Here is a 13,473-nt window from a genome sequence, read left to right as displayed (position 1 = left end):
CTCAGACCACCCCCCGCAGGTGGTCCACCGAGGCGGCGCCGCGGACCCGGTTGATGACGGCCACGAGGTCGATCCGGACGCCTCCCGGCGGGATCGGCGGCCACTGCGGATCGGCGGGCGCGGGCTGGTACCCGGGGCCGGCCAGCCTGGCGAAGTGGCCCGGCCAGCGCTCGGCCATCCAGCGCTCGGCGAGCCGCTGCAGCCGGGCGGCCTTGGCCTGGTCGATGGCCTCGCTGGGCTGCTGGAACCCCCGCTCGGAGCGGGTCTTGACCTCGCAGACCGCGAGGGTGTCGCCGTCGAGGGCGACGATGTCGAGCTCACCCTCGACGCACCGCCAGTTGCGGTCCAGGATGCGCAGCCCGCTCTCGGCGAGGCGGCGGGCGGCCACCCGCTCCCCGTAACGGCCGAGACCGTTGTTGGTGCCGCGCCCCGGGCTGCCCGTGCCCGGGGCGGTCCGGTCCGGGCTGTTCCGGTCCGGACCGCCCTTCGGTGCCGGCGTCTGCTGGGCCCGCGGTGCCTGCTTGCGCGTGGTGCGCTTGGTGCGCTTGGTGTCCTGCACGGTGACCACCTCCGCCGGGGAGGTTTCCGTGCAGCCCGGAACCGGGCCAGAGGCTTGCTATTTCCTGTGGATAACTCGGCCCTGTGGATAACTTCCGTCACCCGCAGGGGTGAGAATCCCGGAAAACCGCGAATTCCCCTGGACACCGCTGGACCGGACGGTCCAACGTCAGTTCCCGAAGCCGGAGTCGTCCGAGGGCAGCTCCAGATCGCTCTTCGCGAGCTCCTCGATGTTCACGTCCTTGAAGGTCAGCACCCGGACCTTGCGGACGAACCGGGCCGGCCGGTACATGTCCCAGACCCACGCATCCGCCATCGACACCTCGAAGAAGACCTCGCCCTGGACCGAGTGCACCTGCAGCTCGTAGTCGTTGGTGAGGTAGAAACGTCGCTCGGTCTCGATCACGTACTTGAACAGGCCGACGACGTCCCGGTACTCCCGGTAGAGCTTGAGCTCCATCTCGGTCTCGTACTTCTCGAGATCTTCGGCACTCATCCAGGCGTCCCCTCAACTTGTCACGTCCACCCATTGTGGACCACCGCACCCACCCTCAGAGCCTGACCGGAGTTCCCGGCGGCCCCTCCGCCACCAGCCGCTCCAGGAAGTCCGCCAGCCCGACGGGGTAGACCGTCTCGGCGGTTCTCCTCAGCTCCTCGATCGTCCACCAGCGCGCCGCGAGTAGTTCGGCGTGCTCCTCCGCCCCCATTCCCGAGTGGTCGAGCACCGTGTCCGCGGTCCGGGCCAGGTGGAACCACTGCTCCTGCTCGTAACGCTGCCCTCGAAAGGAGAACGAAACCGTGCCGTACGCAACCACCGGTCCCAGTTCCACGCCCCGCAGTCCGGTCTCCTCCGTGAGTTCCCGCACCGCCGCGTCGCGCACGCTCTCCCCCGCTTCCAAACCGCCCCCGGGGGTGAACCACCAGGTGACGTCCGGCACCGCCGGGTCGGATCCCCGGAAGAGGAGGAGGCGGTCCCGCCCGTCCAGCAGCAGGATCCGGGACGCTCTGCGACGCTTCGGCTCCATGACGGCTCTTCCCCCTCCTCTCATCGGTCCCGCTGACTCTCCCGATCCTGCCACCCGGCACGACCGTCCGGGGCGATGTTCGGCAGAGCCGCCCGGTCGGGGGCGGCGCCGGTCGCGGCCGGCGCGGCCGTCCCTGCGGTCCCGGCTGCGGCGGCTGCGGTCGCGGCTGTCGTACTGGTCAGGCCGCGCGGCGGCGCAGTCGGCGCGCGACGCCCGCCGCCGCGCCCACCCCGGAGGTCACGACGATCAGCGCCGCGCCTACAACGGTGGCGTAGAAGGCCGGCTCCAGCGGTCCCGGCTCACCGGCCTTCGGCCCGGCGATGCCGTCGAAGGCCGAGGTCCGGGCGAAGAGGCCGGTGCGGCCGAAGGGCAGCACGGTGGCCTCGACCCGGGCCTCCACCTCACTCGCGGGGATCGTGCCGCCGTCGATCTCCAGGTGGAGGCGGGAGTCCATCGAGCCCTGCCGGTTGTCACCCAGCAGGAAGAGCCGACCCGGCGGCACCTCGACGCTGAAGGCAGTGCCCTGGGAGTCCTGCGCCGCGAGGTACGGCTCATCCACCGGCTTGCCGTTGACGGTCAGCCGCTGGTCGTTCCCGGTGGCGACGGTGTCACCACCGACCGCGACCACCCGCTTCACCATGAGCTCGCCGCCCCAGGCGTGGTCGCGGAAGATCACGACGTCGCCCCGGCCGACGGTCGTGCCGTCGATCTGCCGGGCGAGCACGGTGTCGCCGACCTTGAGCGTGGGCGTCATCGAGCCCGTCGGGATGCCGTACGGCCGGTAGTCCAGCGCCATGACGACGAAACCGCCGACCAGCAGGAGCAGCCCGAGGCCGATCAGCACGCCCTGCAGCACCGCGGCGGGCTTGCGCCGAGGCCGCGCGACGGCAGCCGGGCGCTCCGCCGCCGTCTCTTCCACGACACTGCTCATCGATACCGCCCAACCCCGGCCGACCCGGAAACGCTCACGGTGCGCCGGGGCCACAGGCGGAAAACCCGGCGGGCCGTGGCACGTCCGAGCAGATTACTCGTCGGTACCACGGCCCGCGCAAGACCCGGGGGCGACCCGTCTGAGGTCAGGACTGCTTCCCGTGGTCCCCCCGGTCCCGCAGCCGACGCACCAGCGGAAGCACGCCGACGGCGCCGACGGCCCCGGCCAGCGGCGGCACGAGCGGCGCGGCCGCCGCCAGACCCTTCTGGTCGAAGGTCTCCGGCACCGGGAGCGTCGCCCACCGGTCGATGGGCCAGGCCACCACGAACGCGCGGCCGATCACCTCGTCCACGGGAACGGCACCGCCACCCGGCTGGTCCATGTGGAAGCGGGAGTCCAGCGAGTTCCCGCGGTGGTCGCCCATCACCCAGATCGAACCCTTGGGCACCGTCACCGGACCGAAGTCCTTCACCTGGCAGGGGGTGTTCCCCGGGTAGACGTACGGCTCGTCGAGAGCGACCCCGTTGACCTTCACCGGACCGTCGCCGTGGCATTCGACGGTGTCCCCGCCGACCGCGATGACCCGCTTGATGAGGTCCTTCTCGTTGTCGGATGGCATCAGGCCGACGAAGCTGAGCACGTCCTGGACGCCCCGGACGAAGGAGTTGCTGCTCTGCTTGGTGGGCTCGTCGGCCAGCCAGCCGCCCGGGTCGTGGAACACCACGACCTCGCCGCGCTCGGGCTCGGCCCCGAACCACGGGGTGAGCTTGTCCACCAGGACGCGGTCACCGACCTGAAGCGTGTTCTGCATCGACTCCGACGGAATGGAGAACGCCTGGACGAAGAACGTCTTGATCACCAGCGCCAGGACGAGCGCGATGCCGATCAGGATCGGCAGCTCCTTCCAGAAGGAGCGCTGCTTGCGGTCCTTCTCGGTGGACGCCTCCTCCGACCGCTCCGCCGACCCCATGTCGTCCCGAGTGTCGTCCGAGGTGTCCCCGGTGCCGTTGCCCTGTTCGCCGGCGGACTGGGCCGCCGAGTCCTCGGCGGATGCCGAGGGCACCGCGGACTCCGTGGACCGGGCCGCCCGACCGCCGGAGCCCTCGGGCTCTCCGGCGCCTGAGCGGGCGCCGATCACCAAATCCCCCACAACGTCTCCTCCCTGCTGTGCGGACGCCCGCGCGCCCGCGCTCACAGTGCCGCACAGCGGGCACCACGCTCCACCATCGACCGTGAACGCCTCAGGGCTGCCCTCCCGGGACTCACCTGACACCAGCACAGCCTTCGGACGCGGCCGTTGTCGCACACCGGCCGCGTCAGCACTTCTCTATCACTCCGGGGCATCCGGCCGACGCTCCCACACGCGCGGCCCGGCCGGCGGCCGGACGGACCGGCCTACTCCGGGGAACGCTCCGGCCTGCGGCCGACAAGCGGAAGGATGCCCAACACACCCATAACGAGCGGAGGTTCCTCCGGAAGCGGCCCAACCCCCATCGAGTTCGGCGCAGTTCCGCGAGCCTGCGGGGCCCGCGCCACCTTGGAGAGTGAAGCCGGTACATCAAGTTGATGGATCCGGTTCACCGGCCAGGCGATCATGAACGCCCGGCCGACCACTCCGCTCACCGGGATGGTGCCCTGGCCCTCGTTCCCCATGTGGAAGCGGGAGTCGGCGGAGACGTCCCGGTGATCACCCATCACCCAGAGCCGGCCCTGCGGCACCTTCACCTTGAACGGCTGCCGGGACGGCGGGTTTCCCGGCGACAGGTAGGTCTCGTCCACCGGCGTGCCGTTGACGCTGAGACGGCCCTGCTCGTCACAGCACTCCACGGTGTCCCCGCCGACGCCGATCACCCGCTTGATCAGATCCTGCTCGCTGTCGGACGGCAGCAGCCCGACGAAGGTGAGGACCTGCTTGGCACCGCGCAGCACCGGCCCGTCGGTGGACGGCTGGTGATCGGACTCCAGCCAACCGCCCGGATCCTTGAACACCACCACGTCGCCGCGCTCCGGCTCGGCACCGAACCAGGGGGTGAACTTGTCCACCAGCACCCGGTCCCCGATCTGGATGGTCTGCTCCATCGAGCCGGAGGGGATCACGAAGACCTGCACGAGGAAGGTCTTCATCACCAGCGCGACGACCAGTGCCACCAAGACGATCAGCGGGAACTCGCGCAGCACGGAACGCCTGCGGCGGCGGGCCGCGCGGCGGGCGGTGCGGCGGCGCTCGGCCCGCCCCCGTATCGGCGCCGAGGCCTCCGGCGCCGCCGTTCCCGCCCTCTCCCGCACCGACCCGGTGGCGGTGCGGCCGCCGGAGTACCCGGCCGGGCGGTGCACCGGGCGGTCGGTCAGCCGGCCTCTACCTCTGGTCCCCATGGCCACCAGTCCCCCCTGTCGCGGCGAAGGACGCCGGCCGGTCCAGGCTGTGCCAGTGGCCCACCGGGTAGACCACCCACTCCGCCCGGCCGATCACCTTGGACTCCGGCACGAAGCCGCCGCCGGGTTCACCCAGATGGTCGCGCGAATCCCGGGAGGCGCTGCGATGGTCCCCCATCACCCAGAGTTCGCCGGCCGGCACCACCACGTCGAAGGGCACGTTCGACGGCTCGTCACCCGGCGCGAGGTAGGAGGACTCGTCGATCGGCACACCGTTGACGGTGATCCGCGCGCCCGGGCCGGTACTGGTCACCCGGTCGCCGCCGACGCCGATGACGCGCTTGACGTAGACCGAGTCACCGGCCGGGGCCAGTCCGAGGTCCCGGGCGAGCCCCCGCAGTCCGTCCCCGAAGCCGGCCGGCTCGGCCGGCTCCCGCCGGAAGGAGCCCGTCCCGTCGAACACCACGACATCACCGCGCTGCGGATGCCCCCCGAAGGAGTAGGCCAGCTGGTTCGCGATCAGGCGGTCGCCGGTGAGCAGGGTGTTCTCCATCGAAGCGGAGGGCACCGCGAACGGCCGCGCCACGAAGGCGTTCACCAGCAGCAGGGTGAGCAGACAGATGCCGGCCAGCAGAAGGAGGTCACGCGAGCGCGAGCGGACCGGCTCATCGGCGTCCCCTTCTACCGGCTCCGACTCCGACTCCGCGCCCGCCCCTGTGCCCGCTCCCGCTCCCGCAGCGAGCTCCGCCCCCGGCTCCGCGGGAACCACCTCCGGCTCCGCGGGAACCGTGGAAACGGCCGCGGACCGCGACGGCGAGTCCGCACCGGTGGGTGCGGGACTGTCGTCGCGGTCCGCGGGTGGTTCGTGCGTGCTCATCGGGGGCTGAGCTTACCGTGCGGCAGCCGCGCCCCCCAGAGCGCTCCGATCCCCGGGTGGAACCGGGGGCCGGTGGATCAGCGGTCGCGCTTCTCCTTGATCTTCGCGGCCTTGCCGCGGAGGTCACGCAGGTAGTACAGCTTGGCGCGGCGAACCGCACCGCGGGTCACGACCTCGATCTTCTCGACGACCGGGGTGTGCACCGGGAAGGTGCGCTCCACGCCGACGTTGAAGCTGACCTTGCGGACGGTGAAGGTCTCACCGACACCGGCGCCGTGGCGGCGGATGACGACGCCCTGGAAGACCTGGACACGGGAGCGGTTGCCCTCGATGACCCGGACGTGAACCTTCAGGGTGTCACCGGCGCGGAAGGCCGGGATGTCGCTACGCAGCGAGGCCGCGTCGACAGCAGCGAGCTTGTTGCTCATGTTGCTCTCCATCGCAGGCGCCACGGGCCGCCCACGGAAGTTCGTCACAATGGGGTCTGCTGCGGGCCGCATCGGCTGGCGGTGATCCCCCCGTGGCGGGGGCACCGGTCCACGTGACCCCTACGGGAGGAGCCCAGCGACAGACAGCAGCGGCCTATTCTTCCACACCATCGGCCACGGACCGAAATCGGCCGAGCTGTCCGTCCCAGGCCAGACCGAGGATGCTGAGCGCCTCGCGGTCCTTCTTGTCGAAGGCGCCGTACTGCCAGCGTTCCACCAGGTCGGGCCGGTTCGCCAGGGTGCGGGCGAAGGCCTGCTCGCGCCGCCAGCGGGCGATCTTGCCGTGATTGCCGCTCAGCAGCACGTCCGGCACGGTCCGGCCGCGCCACTCGGCGGGCTTGGTGTAGACCGGGCCCTCCAGCAGGTCGGCCATCGCGCCGGGCGCGAAGGAGTCGTCCCGGTGGGACTCGGCGTTGCCGAGCACTCCGGGCAGCAGCCGGGCGATCGCCTCGACCATCACCAGCACGGCGACCTCTCCGCCGGCCAGGACGTAGTCGCCGATCGACACCTCGACCACCGGCATTCGGGTGGCCGCCTCCTCGATCACGCGGCGGTCGATGCCCTCGTACCGGGCGGGCGTGAAGGCCAGCCACGGACGCCCGGCGAGCTCCTGGGCGAGCTCCTGGGTGAACGGGCGCCCGCTCGGGGTCGGCACCACCAGCGTGGGCACCTCCCCCGCCGGGCCGCGGCCGACGACGGCGTCCAGCGCCTCGCCCCACGGCTCGGGCTTCATCACCATGCCGGGACCGCCGCCGTAGGGGCTGTCGTCCACCGTCCGGTGGATGTCGTACGTCCAGTCGCGCAGGTCGTGGACGTGCACGTCGAGCTGGCCACGGGCACGGGCCTTGCCGACCAGCGAGATGTTCAGCGGCTCGAGGTACTCCGGGAAGATCGTGACGACGTCTATCCGCATCCCGTCCTGAACGGAGGACGACTCAGCGGGCCCGGACGCGGACGACGGTGCCGGCGCGGACATCGGTTCCGACACGGACGACAGGTCTTCGGTGGTCACTCCGACTCCTCCGACTCCTCCGACTCCTCGGCCGCGCCGCGCGCGACCTCGGCCTGCTCCGGGTCGATCAGACCCGGCGGCGGGTCGATCACGGCCCGCTGGTTCTCCAGGTCGATGGTCGGCACGATGCGGGCGACGAACGGCACCAGCGCCTCCGTGCCGTCCGGCTTCGTCACCGTGAGCAGGTCCTGGTACGGCAGGTGGACGACCTCGGTCAGCTCGCCGACCGGGGTCCCGTCGAGCAGCACGACGTCCAGGCCGATCAGCTGGTGGTCGTAGTACTCCTCCGGGTCGTCCGGGCGCTCGTCCGGGTCGACCTCGGCGATCAGGATGGTGCCGCGCAGCGCCTCGGCGGCGTTGCGGTCCTTGACGCCGGCGAAACGCAGCAGCAGCCGGCCGCTGTGCACCTTGCCGGACTCGACGGTCAGCGGCCCGGCCGACGCGGGGTCGGTGAGCAGGACGGCACCGGGGCCGAGCCGGAGCTCCGGCTCGTCGGTGCGGACCTCGACGCTGACGTCCCCCCTGATGCCGTGGGCGCGGCCGATCTTGCCGACGACGAGCTGCACGGTGATCGTTCTCCTGGATGGGTGCTAGGGAAGGCCTAGGAAGATCAGAAACGGAAAGGGCTCGGAAGGATCGGAGCCCAGTCGGCCCGGAGCCCGGTGAGCCCCGAGCTCAACGAGCCCGGGGAACCCGGATGAGCCGGGCGCGGACCGGGACGAACCGGGGAACGGCGAAGGCCGACCGGGACGACATGCGTCCCGGCCGGCCTCAAGCCTGACGGCTGAACGAGCAGCAGCGTCAGCGAATGCTGTCCACGTCGACGAGGTCGACCCGGACGTTGCGACCGCCGAGGGCGCCGACCACGGTGCGCAGTGCGCGCGCCGTCCGGCCGCCCCGGCCGATCACCTTGCCGAGGTCATCGGGGTGCACACGCACCTCGATGGTGTTGCCCCGACGCAGGTTGCGCGAACGCACCTGCACCTCGTCGGGGTGCTCGACGATGCCCTTCACCAGGTGGTCGAGGGCGTCCTCGATCACGATCAGGCCTCGGCGGCGGCGTCGGCCTCAGCCTCGGCCTTGTCCGACTTCTTGGCCTTCGGGGTGATGGCGACACCGGTGGTGGCGTCCTCGAAGCCGGCGACGGCCTTCGCGAACAGGTGCGAGAAGTCCTCGACCTTCGGCTCGGCGACCTTCAGCGGCTCCGGAGCCGGCAGGCCCTTGAACTTCTGCCAGTCGCCGGTCAGCTTGAGGATGGCGAGCACCGGCTCGGTCGGCTGGGCGCCGACGGACAGCCAGTACTGGGCGCGGTCGCTGTCGACCTCGATCTTCGAGGGGTTGTAGGTCGGCTGGTAGATGCCGATCTCCTCGATCGCGCGACCGTCACGCTTGGTGCGGGCGTCGGCGACGACGATGCGGTAGTGCGGGGAGCGAATCTTGCCGAGACGCTTGAGCTTGATCTTGACTGCCACGGGAGTGGATTCTCCTGGTGTTGACGTGGGTGAGCAGCTCCACCACCGCGTGGGGTTGCGGGGCGGGCCGTTCAAGGGACACGCCAGCCGTAGGAGAGAGGGGTCCTGCTCGGCTGCCGAGTACTCAGCTGTCCATTGTGCCATACCGGCGCGAACCGCCTTGACCGCCCTCCGGCCGCCCGGCGCGGCACAGCAGGGCCCGACACAACAGGGGCCGACACACCAGGGGCCGGCACGGCAAGAGCCCGACACAACAGGGCCACCACGTCAATGGCCTTTGCACAGCAGGGGCCGCCCGCAGAGGCCGGCACAGCAGGGCCGGGGCAAGAGGAGCAGGTCCGACCGGGAGCCCCCGCTCCCGGTCAGCCCAACGTACAACCACCGATCGGCCGGATGCCGCTCGGTACCGCCAACCGCTCCGGCCGGACCCGCTGCCCGCACAGCCGCCGACCGGTCTCCCGGAACCATCCGTTGCCCCCGGCGCCGGACACCCGGCCACCGGAGCAGGCGCTCCGCACCACGCGCACCTCGCGGTGCGCGCACTCCGTGGCACCCGTACCGCGGCACCACGTCTCGCGCATGACGGACGAGGCACTACGCCGCACTGCGCCGTACGCGTCGCACTACGCCGTACGCGTTGCGCTACGTCGCCGTCCCTACCAGCTACGCGATCTTGAACGGCTGCTGGCAGGCACCGCAGACGATGGACGCCTGCGCGAGCACCGACGGCACCACCCGGACGTTGCGGCCGCAGCCGCAGACCGCCTTGACCCGGACGCCGCCCCCGGAGGAGCCGTGCCGGGCGGCCGGCCCGCGGAAGGCGCGCGACGCGCCGTCCCCGGTCACCGCCTCCTGGTGGGCGCCGAGGGCGCGGTCCAGGCGCTCGATGGTCTCGGCGTACCGCTCCCGCGTCTCCTTGAGCATGGTCACCTGGGAGAAGCCGCTGCTCGCGTGCGGCTCGACCGGGTGCGCCAGGCCCAGCTCCGAGGCGAGGAGCAGGAAGCGCCGGTTGTGGTAGCGGCCGGCCCGCGAGGTGTCCCGGATGTCCCGGGCCGCGGCGAGACCGTGGGCAGCCTCGTGGAGGAGCCGCTCGAAACCGAGCCGCGTACCACAGGCCGAGGAGGACTCGCCGATCAGCGCCTCGGGCGAGGCGAGGTCGGGGAGGTCCTGGTGGAAGGCCTGGATGTCGCTCCAGGCGGCGGCCAGTTCGGCCGCGAGAACGAGGGGCTGTGTCGTGCTCACGCTAGACCAACGATGCAGTGCGAGCCGATGTTCCGCGCGTTCCCGTTCTCCGGGATTTCCCAGGAAACTCTCAGGAATGTACAAGCGCGCGCGAAATGCGCGTTCCGGTTCTGTCGCAAGACCAACCCCCTGCACGTTTGGGCCCGACGTAGCTCGGCGGGCCTGGTCACCTTTTCCGCCCGGGGGAACGGGCTGTCGCCCCCCGGACGTACGTACGGCCCATGATCCTGTCGAGTTGACAGGGCCACGGGCCGTACACCGTACCGCTATTCCGTTAATACCGGGAGTTGACCGGTGAGTAGGGATGTCGACGGATGAGACGAGCGCCGGACGCTTACCGCCGGAATTCCCGGCGGCGCTTGTCAACGAGCGCCACTACTCATCAGTACTCATCGGATTTTCGACATCTCCGGCATCCCCGGATCTGCCGCGGGCGTCAGTAGGCGCGCGCGACGATCGCGATGTTGCCGTCCTGGTCGTCCGTGGCCGGCACCGAGCCGTCGGCGGCCACGATGCAGCGCACCGAGACGCCCTGCTCGGCCAGCTTGGCCTCGCCCTCCGGGCCGAGCTCGGCCCAGGAGATCCGGCCCCAGCCGGTCGCGGCGGCCTCGACGGCCTCGTCGATGTCCTTGACGTCGACGGTGCGGGCCTCACGGCGCTCGCGGGACTGGCGCAGCAGCAGCGCCTGGTCCTCCTCCAGCACGCCCGGGAGCAGCGACGCCAGGGCGTCGATGGAGACCGGCTCCTTGCCGCCGGGGATGCGGCGGGCCAGCATCGCGGTGCCGTTCTCCAGGTCGCGCGGGCCGACCTCGATGCGCACCGGTACGCCCTTGAGCTCCCAGTCGACGGCACGACGGCCGAACGGGGTGTCGGTGCGGTCGTCCACGACCACGCGGACGCCGGCGGCCTCCAGGGCGGCACCGATCTCGCGGACCTTGGCGATGACCGCGTCGTCGCCCTTGATGGCGAGGACGACGGCCTGGACGGCGGCCAGGCGCGGGGGCACCCGCAGGCCGTTGTCGTCGCCGTGGGACATGATCAGGCCGCCGACCATGCGGGTCGAGACGCCCCAGGAGGTCTGCCAGACGTACTCGCGCTCGGCGCCCTGCAGCTGGTAGGTGGTGTTGAACGCCTTGGCGAAGTTCTGGCCCAGCTCGTGGCTGGTGCCCATCTGCAGCGCCTTGCCGTCGCCCATCATGCCCTCGAGGGTGAGGGTGTTGATGGCGCCGGCGAAGCGCTCCTTGGCGGTCTTGCGGCCGAGCACGACGTCGATGCCGAGCACGTTGGTCATGAAGTCGCCGTAGACCTGGGTGTGGATCATCGAGGCGTAGTCACGGGCGTCCTCGTACGTGGCGTGGGCGGTGTGGCCCTCCTGCCAGAGGAACTCGGTGGTGCGCAGGAAGACGCGCGGACGCAGCTCCCAGCGGACCACGTTGGCCCACTGGTTGATCAGCAGGGGCAGGTCGCGGTGGCTCTGCACCCACTTGGAGAAGTACTCGTTGATGATCGTCTCGGAGGTGGGCCGGACGACGACCGGCTCCTCCAGCTGCTTGCCGCCGCCGTGGGTGACGACCGCGAGCTCGGGGGCGAAGCCCTCGACGTGCTCGGCTTCCTTGGTCAGGTAGGACTGCGGGATGAACATCGGGAAGTAGGCGTTCTGCGCGCCGGCCTTCTTGATCCGCGCGTCCATCTCCTGCTGCATCCGCTCCCACAGGCCGTAGCCGTACGGTCGGATGACCATGGTGCCGCGCACCGGACCGTTGTCGGCCAGCTCGGCCTTGTTGATGAGGTCCTGGTACCAGCGCGGGAAGTCGTCCGCCTGGGGGGTGAGAACGGGTGCCTTTGCCATGGGGCGAATGGTACGGGGAGCGGGGCCCTGACTTCGAATCGGTAACGCGACCGGCACCCGGGGGCGCACGACCGCGACACGCGCGCACCACCCTGCACCCCTCTGGACGCCGCGCCCGAGCCGCTGTTCGCTGGAGTGGGGCGGGACTTTGGGGGAGGCCGTAGCAGCACACCGAAGGACCGGATGGGAGGCCGCGATGGCTTCAGCTCGGACGACCGGCACGACCGTACGACCCGCGGGCGCGCGCCCGCACGACCCGCAGCCCGCGGGCGCGTGGCCCGCGCGGGCGCGCGACTGGGCGGAGATCCAGGAACGCATGCTGGTACCGCTCTACGAGGCGGTCTACGACCGGCTGGAGGTCGGCCCGGCGACCAGCGTGCTCGGCCTGGGCTGCCGGTCGGGCCTGGCCCTGCTGCTGGCCGCCGAGCGGGGCGCTCAGGTCGCCGGTCTGGAGCCGCAGGACGAGCTGCGCGAGCTGGCCCGCGGGCGCCGGCTGCAGGTGGGCGCGAGCACCCGGACGGCGACGGCCGTCCCCCGCTCGGCCCATTCGCTGGTCACGGTTTTCGAGCAGTTGCCGGGGGCGGCCGACCCGCAGCGGGTGGTGACCGAAGCGGCCCGGCTGACGCTCCGCGGCGGGCACGTGGTGCTGGCCGCCTGGGGACCGCCGGAGCGGTGCGAGAGCGCGGCCGTGCTGGACGTGGCCCGGCGGATGGCCGGGCGCACCACGGCGCGCGACCCGTTCGGGCTGAGCTCCCCCGGCGCACTGGAGGACCTGTTGGCCCCGGCCGGCCTGCGCCCGGCGGGCAGCGGCCGGGTCGGCTGCCCGTTCGCCTACCCGGACCTGGACAGTGCGGTGCGCGGGCTGCTCTCCACCGGCCTGTACGACGCCGCGGCGGAGTTCTCGGGGCTGCCCCTGGTGGCGAAGGAGCTGGCCGAGGTCCTGCACCCGTACCTGCGCCCGGACGGCTCGGTCCGGATGGAGAACGTCTTCCGCTACCTGATCGCCGAGCAGCCCCGGTGACCCGCTCCGCCCCGCCCCGCACGCCCCCGTCCCGCCCGCGGGGGCCTACGCCGCGGCGTCCGAGCCCGGCCACTCCTCGGCGGTCAGCGCGAACCGCTCGTGGTCCCGCCAGGCGCCCTGCAGGAACAGCATCCGGGGCGTGAAGCCCTCGTGCCGGAAGCCCAGCCGCTTGGCCAGCCCGACCGACCGCTCGTTGTCCGGCTGCACGTTGATCTCCAGCCGGTGCAGCCCGAGGCCGCCGGAGGCCTGCGGGGCGAAGCAGCGGTCCAGCACCAGCCGCATGCCCTCGGTCATCCGGCCGGTGCCGGCGAACGGGAGGTAGGAGTCGTAGCCGAGCGCAGCGTTGCAGAACCGGCCCATCACGATGTTGGCCACGTTCACCTTGCCGACCAGCCCGCCGGTCTCCTGATCGATGATCAGGAACGTTCGGAGCCCGGCGCCTTGGCGCTCCAACAGGTCCGGGAGCCCGTCCGGCTCGACCGGGTTCCACCGTCCGATGTGCGCGGCGGACCGTCGGACCGCCTCGGCGTACGCCACCTCGTCCTCGGCCCGCGGGGCCCTGATCGTCACTCTCACCCCCTCATCATCCCCTCCCCCCACGTCCCCGGACATGCCGACGGATCAC

16 protein-coding genes are annotated in these 13,473 nt (G+C 71.5%); 1 reads left to right on the top strand and 15 read right to left on the bottom strand.

The genetic code is table 11. The features are described from left to right. Position 1 precedes the first annotated feature (1 nt). The 14 genes from ACFVHB_RS27095 to proS form a co-directional block, all read right to left on the bottom strand. Positions 2–559: a YraN family protein gene (locus tag ACFVHB_RS27095; RefSeq protein ID WP_380327421.1), complete on the bottom strand. Its 558-nt coding sequence runs from the start codon at positions 557–559 to the stop codon at positions 2–4. A gap of 168 nt (positions 560–727) precedes the next feature. Beyond that, a complete protein-coding gene (locus ACFVHB_RS27090) occupies positions 728–1,054 on the bottom strand; it encodes a DUF2469 domain-containing protein (RefSeq protein WP_148642766.1) in 327 nt (108 codons plus the stop codon). A gap of 55 nt (positions 1,055–1,109) precedes the next feature. Next, positions 1,110–1,583, bottom strand: coding sequence for an NUDIX hydrolase (locus ACFVHB_RS27085; protein WP_380327419.1), 474 nt, complete (start codon positions 1,581–1,583; stop codon positions 1,110–1,112). Between the two features lie 178 nt (positions 1,584–1,761). Further along, positions 1,762–2,514: a signal peptidase I gene (lepB, locus tag ACFVHB_RS27080; protein ID WP_380327418.1), complete on the bottom strand. Its 753-nt coding sequence runs from the start codon at positions 2,512–2,514 to the stop codon at positions 1,762–1,764. Between the two features lie 145 nt (positions 2,515–2,659). Continuing rightward, positions 2,660–3,664 (bottom strand): signal peptidase I, encoded by a 1,005-nt coding sequence (gene lepB / locus ACFVHB_RS27075; protein WP_380327416.1) that lies wholly within the window; start codon positions 3,662–3,664, stop codon positions 2,660–2,662. 245 nt (positions 3,665–3,909) lie between these two features. Next, positions 3,910–4,887 carry a signal peptidase I gene (lepB, locus tag ACFVHB_RS27070; protein ID WP_380327415.1) on the bottom strand — a complete coding sequence of 326 codons (978 nt, stop codon included), beginning with the start codon at positions 4,885–4,887 and terminating at the stop codon, positions 3,910–3,912. Next, complete coding sequence (gene lepB, locus ACFVHB_RS27065; protein WP_380327413.1) at positions 4,871–5,764, bottom strand: signal peptidase I; 894 nt, start codon at positions 5,762–5,764, stop codon at positions 4,871–4,873. The genes lepB (ACFVHB_RS27070) and lepB (ACFVHB_RS27065) overlap by 17 nt, the downstream gene beginning before the upstream one ends. A gap of 77 nt (positions 5,765–5,841) precedes the next feature. Continuing rightward, a complete protein-coding gene (gene rplS / locus ACFVHB_RS27060; RefSeq protein ID WP_063347674.1) occupies positions 5,842–6,192 on the bottom strand; it encodes a 50S ribosomal protein L19 in 351 nt (116 codons plus the stop codon). A gap of 154 nt (positions 6,193–6,346) precedes the next feature. After that, positions 6,347–7,165 carry a tRNA (guanosine(37)-N1)-methyltransferase TrmD gene (gene trmD / locus ACFVHB_RS27055; RefSeq protein ID WP_380327411.1) on the bottom strand — a complete coding sequence of 273 codons (819 nt, stop codon included), beginning with the start codon at positions 7,163–7,165 and terminating at the stop codon, positions 6,347–6,349. Positions 7,166–7,260: 95 nt separating this feature from the next. Next, complete coding sequence (rimM, locus tag ACFVHB_RS27050) at positions 7,261–7,830, bottom strand: ribosome maturation factor RimM (RefSeq protein WP_380327409.1); 570 nt, start codon at positions 7,828–7,830, stop codon at positions 7,261–7,263. Between the two features lie 235 nt (positions 7,831–8,065). After that, positions 8,066–8,305 carry an RNA-binding protein gene (locus ACFVHB_RS27045; RefSeq protein WP_030306741.1) on the bottom strand — a complete coding sequence of 80 codons (240 nt, stop codon included), beginning with the start codon at positions 8,303–8,305 and terminating at the stop codon, positions 8,066–8,068. Between the two features lie 2 nt (positions 8,306–8,307). After that, entirely contained in the window at positions 8,308–8,736 is a 429-nt protein-coding gene (gene rpsP, locus ACFVHB_RS27040) for a 30S ribosomal protein S16 (RefSeq protein WP_196946892.1), read from the bottom strand. Between the two features lie 663 nt (positions 8,737–9,399). Then, positions 9,400–9,978, bottom strand: coding sequence for a hypothetical protein (locus ACFVHB_RS27035; protein ID WP_380327407.1), 579 nt, complete (start codon positions 9,976–9,978; stop codon positions 9,400–9,402). 436 nt (positions 9,979–10,414) lie between these two features. Further along, the gene (proS, locus tag ACFVHB_RS27030) at positions 10,415–11,827 is read right to left on the bottom strand and encodes a proline--tRNA ligase (RefSeq protein WP_380327405.1); all 1,413 of its coding nucleotides are present in this window, start codon (positions 11,825–11,827) and stop codon (positions 10,415–10,417) included. A gap of 196 nt (positions 11,828–12,023) precedes the next feature. Here proS and ACFVHB_RS27025 point away from each other — a divergent pair, with 196 nt between their 5' ends. After that, complete coding sequence (locus ACFVHB_RS27025) at positions 12,024–12,848, top strand: class I SAM-dependent methyltransferase (protein WP_380327403.1); 825 nt, start codon at positions 12,024–12,026, stop codon at positions 12,846–12,848. A 45-nt stretch (positions 12,849–12,893) separates the two neighbouring features. Here ACFVHB_RS27025 and ACFVHB_RS27020 read toward each other — a convergent pair whose 3' ends face one another. Next, positions 12,894–13,460 (bottom strand): GNAT family N-acetyltransferase, encoded by a 567-nt coding sequence (locus tag ACFVHB_RS27020; protein WP_380327401.1) that lies wholly within the window; start codon positions 13,458–13,460, stop codon positions 12,894–12,896. Positions 13,461–13,473: the final 13 nt, after the last annotated feature.

It is taken from the genome of Kitasatospora sp. NPDC127111, from assembly GCF_042677465.1.
Lineage (GTDB): Bacteria > Actinomycetota > Actinomycetes > Streptomycetales > Streptomycetaceae > Kitasatospora.
The sequence above is the reverse complement of the archived record's forward strand: the minus strand, read 5'-3'. Positions and strand labels throughout refer to the sequence as shown.

Coding starts and splice junctions, on each gene's coding strand:
- lepB (WP_380327418.1), bottom strand. CDS start 2,514: ATGAGCAGTGTCGTGGAAGAGACGGCGGCGGAGCGCCCGGCTGCCGTC.
- ACFVHB_RS27090 (WP_148642766.1), bottom strand. CDS start 1,054: ATGAGTGCCGAAGATCTCGAGAAGTACGAGACCGAGATGGAGCTCAAG.
- proS (WP_380327405.1), bottom strand. CDS start 11,827: ATGGCAAAGGCACCCGTTCTCACCCCCCAGGCGGACGACTTCCCGCGC.
- lepB (WP_380327413.1), bottom strand. CDS start 5,764: ATGAGCACGCACGAACCACCCGCGGACCGCGACGACAGTCCCGCACCC.
- ACFVHB_RS27020 (WP_380327401.1), bottom strand. CDS start 13,460: ATGTCCGGGGACGTGGGGGGAGGGGATGATGAGGGGGTGAGAGTGACG.
- rplS (WP_063347674.1), bottom strand. CDS start 6,192: ATGAGCAACAAGCTCGCTGCTGTCGACGCGGCCTCGCTGCGTAGCGAC.
- ACFVHB_RS27085 (WP_380327419.1), bottom strand. CDS start 1,583: ATGGAGCCGAAGCGTCGCAGAGCGTCCCGGATCCTGCTGCTGGACGGG.
- lepB (WP_380327415.1), bottom strand. CDS start 4,887: ATGGGGACCAGAGGTAGAGGCCGGCTGACCGACCGCCCGGTGCACCGC.
- trmD (WP_380327411.1), bottom strand. CDS start 7,165: ATGCGGATAGACGTCGTCACGATCTTCCCGGAGTACCTCGAGCCGCTG.
- ACFVHB_RS27025 (WP_380327403.1), top strand. CDS start 12,024: ATGGCTTCAGCTCGGACGACCGGCACGACCGTACGACCCGCGGGCGCG.